3 protein-coding genes and 1 pseudogene are annotated in these 2,716 nt (G+C 61.2%); all 4 read right to left on the bottom strand.

What is annotated here, in order from left to right; all coding sequences use genetic code 11:
- A pseudogene (locus AC1D00_RS35410) lies at nt 1–273 on the bottom strand (hypothetical protein); the annotation flags it as partial.
- A 20-nt stretch (nt 274–293) separates the two neighbouring features.
- Nucleotides 294–845, bottom strand: coding sequence for a hypothetical protein (locus AC1D00_RS35405; protein WP_477013865.1), 552 nt, complete (start codon nt 843–845; stop codon nt 294–296).
- Between the two features lie 102 nt (nt 846–947).
- Nucleotides 948–2,036 carry a recombinase RecA gene (gene recA, locus AC1D00_RS35400; protein ID WP_477013864.1) on the bottom strand — a complete coding sequence of 363 codons (1,089 nt, stop codon included), beginning with the start codon at nt 2,034–2,036 and terminating at the stop codon, nt 948–950.
- A 430-nt stretch (nt 2,037–2,466) separates the two neighbouring features.
- Nucleotides 2,467–2,716: hypothetical protein (locus tag AC1D00_RS35395; protein ID WP_477013863.1), on the bottom strand; the 250-nt coding region annotated here is incomplete at its 5' end.

Raw genomic sequence — 2,716 nt, 5'->3', positions numbered from 1 at the left:
CAGCCGGCTCCGGCGAAAAGCGGCGTTGCGGCCGCGCGCATCGTGCGGAGCGAGCGTCGCGAGCTTGGAATCGAGGCCGGCGACCGCCGGCATCGGACCGGACGCGAGCCCTTCAAGCAAAGGGCCCAGCTCCCACTGGTCGAACACACGAGTTTCGGGCAGCCCGCCCGGCTGAAACAGCTCCTTGGTACGGTTGTGCCCCTTCGCGATCAGTTCGAGCAGCCGCGCTTCCGTCGCACCCAATCCAGTTGTCGGCGACGGCAGTTCGGCCAACAATTGCTCCAGGGCCGGCTTCAGGAAGGGTAGCCGGGGAAATCCCTGCTCAGGAGCCCGAAACAGAGCTCAGGCGTTGGCGCGCGGTAGGCCTCCCAGGCCATGCGGGCAACCTCGAAGTCGCGCTCCGTCACATCGAGCGCCCGCACGGTACGCTCGCGAAGCCCGGCGACGTCTGCGCCGAGCAAATCGAAATCGACGAGTCGCAATTTCAGGCGCTCGGCCATGTAGGGTTCGGCGCGGAGATAATCGAGGATCCAGATCAACTGCAATTGATTGTTCGGGCTGGGATCAAACCAAAGCTCGATAAGCTCGACACCGTAAATCTCGCAGAACCGGACCAACGCAACATTCTTGTGTGCGAGACCGGTTTGAGGCGACCGGCTAACGAGGTCGGCCCAGATCACTTCCGGAATACCGGGATTGAGGCGTCCGTCGAGAAATTCATCAAGATGGTGCGACGTGGGCAATGGCCCCGACACGAACCGAAAGATGAGCGGGACAACCATGTCGGCGCGATCGGCGTAGGTGAGACCGACGCCGGACGAACTRGTCAGGATCATACGCTTCATCGCGAACGCCCACCCCCACGCAAAACGAAACGGGCGCCGAAGACGTCGGCAACTCAACGTCCTCAGCGCCCGCTCCTCGCGAAAAACTCTTCGCGTTAAGACTTACTCGTCCGCCGGCTCCTCGCCGTCGGCGTCACGCTCCGGCGTGCCGGCCAGGATCTGCTCGGCGATCAGGCCGGAGTTCTGGCGGATCGCGGTCTCGATCTTGGCGGTGATGTCGGGGTTGGCCTTCAAAAACGCCTTCGAGTTCTCGCGGCCCTGGCCGAGGCGCTGGCTGTCATAGGAGAACCAGGCGCCGGATTTCTCGACGATGCCGGCCTTGACGCCGAGATCGAGGATCTCGCCCATCTTGGAGACGCCCTCGCCGTACATGATGTCGAACTCGACCTGCTTGAAGGGCGGCGCCAGCTTGTTCTTCACCACCTTGACGCGCGTGGTGTTGCCGACGACTTCGTCGCGCTCCTTGATCGYGCCGATGCGGCGGATATCGAGGCGGACGGAGGCGTAGAACTTGAGCGCGTTGCCGCCGGTGGTGGTCTCCGGTGAGCCATACATCACACCGATCTTCATGCGGATCTGGTTGATGAAGATCACCATGGTGTGGGACTTGTTGATGGACGCCGTCAGCTTGCGCAGCGCCTGGCTCATCAACCGCGCCTGGAGGCCCGGCAGCGATTCGCCCATCTCGCCCTCGAGCTCGGCCTTCGGCACCAGCGCCGCGACCGAATCGACCACCAGAACGTCCACCGCACCCGAGCGCACCAGCGTGTCGCAGATCTCAAGCGCCTGCTCGCCGGTGTCAGGCTGCGAGATCAGCAGCTCGTCGATGTTGACCCCGAGCTTCCTCGCATAGACCGGGTCGAGCGCGTGCTCGGCGTCGATGAAGGCGCAGATGCCGCCCTTCTTCTGCGCTTCGGCCACCGTGTGCAGCGCCAGCGTGGTCTTGCCCGAGGATTCCGGCCCGTAGATTTCCACGACGCGCCCCTTCGGCAGGCCGCCGATCCCGAGCGCAATGTCGAGCCCGAGGGAACCGGAGGACACCGCCTCGACGTCCATCGACCGGTCGTTCTTGCCCAGCTTCATCACCGAACCCTTGCCGAACTGGCGCTCGATCTGGGAGAGCGCGGCGGCCAGAGCTTTACTCTTGTCCATGGAAGATCCTTCGACGATACGCAGGGCAGTTGCGGACATTGGGTCGTGCTCCTTATGGCGAGGATTCGCTAGGGGGACAAACGATTGGCGAGGCGGGCCGGCGATAAAAGCAATGTACCCCATTTGTTCCAAGTTCGCAATATGTTCTTTTGCGGATTTTGGCGCTGGCCTGCTTTAACCCCTAGTGGCCTAAGTTGAATTTCGAAGTGGCCTATTTTGTTCGCGAACTGCCACAACCTGTTCATGCGTGTTTAGGATTAACTCGTTGTGGGTGTAGCGAATAAAGGCCGGGGCGTTCCGCCAAGAGAACACCTTGGGGAACAATCGGCTTGACGGCGCGTTTGCTCGCGCCTCCAGCCGAAAGGTGCCCCCCCGACTGCTGGTGGAAAACCCGCCAGACGGGTTGGCGGCCCCCTCTTGGGGCCGTTTAAAATTCAAGAACAAAGGCCGCCTCAGTTGGCGGCCTCTTTCATTTGGGCTTCCCTAGCCTGGGAAGATCGTCGAACGGCAGAAGCAGATTGGCGTCGTTCAACTTCGGATAAGGCGATATCCATCCTCTCCCAAAAATCGTGCTGTCCTTGGACAGGCGCATCATCGCCCTCACGCCTAATTCAGGTCCAGGCCAATCCTTGGGACAGATCAAGGTATTCAATCCCAAAGAACATGTAGCGAACCTTGCAAGGAATGGAACAAGAGCATTTAATGGGTTCCATTCATCG

The organism is Bradyrhizobium sp. P2_E8 (genome assembly GCF_056403875.1).
This window is presented reverse-complemented; position numbering and strand designations above follow the sequence as displayed.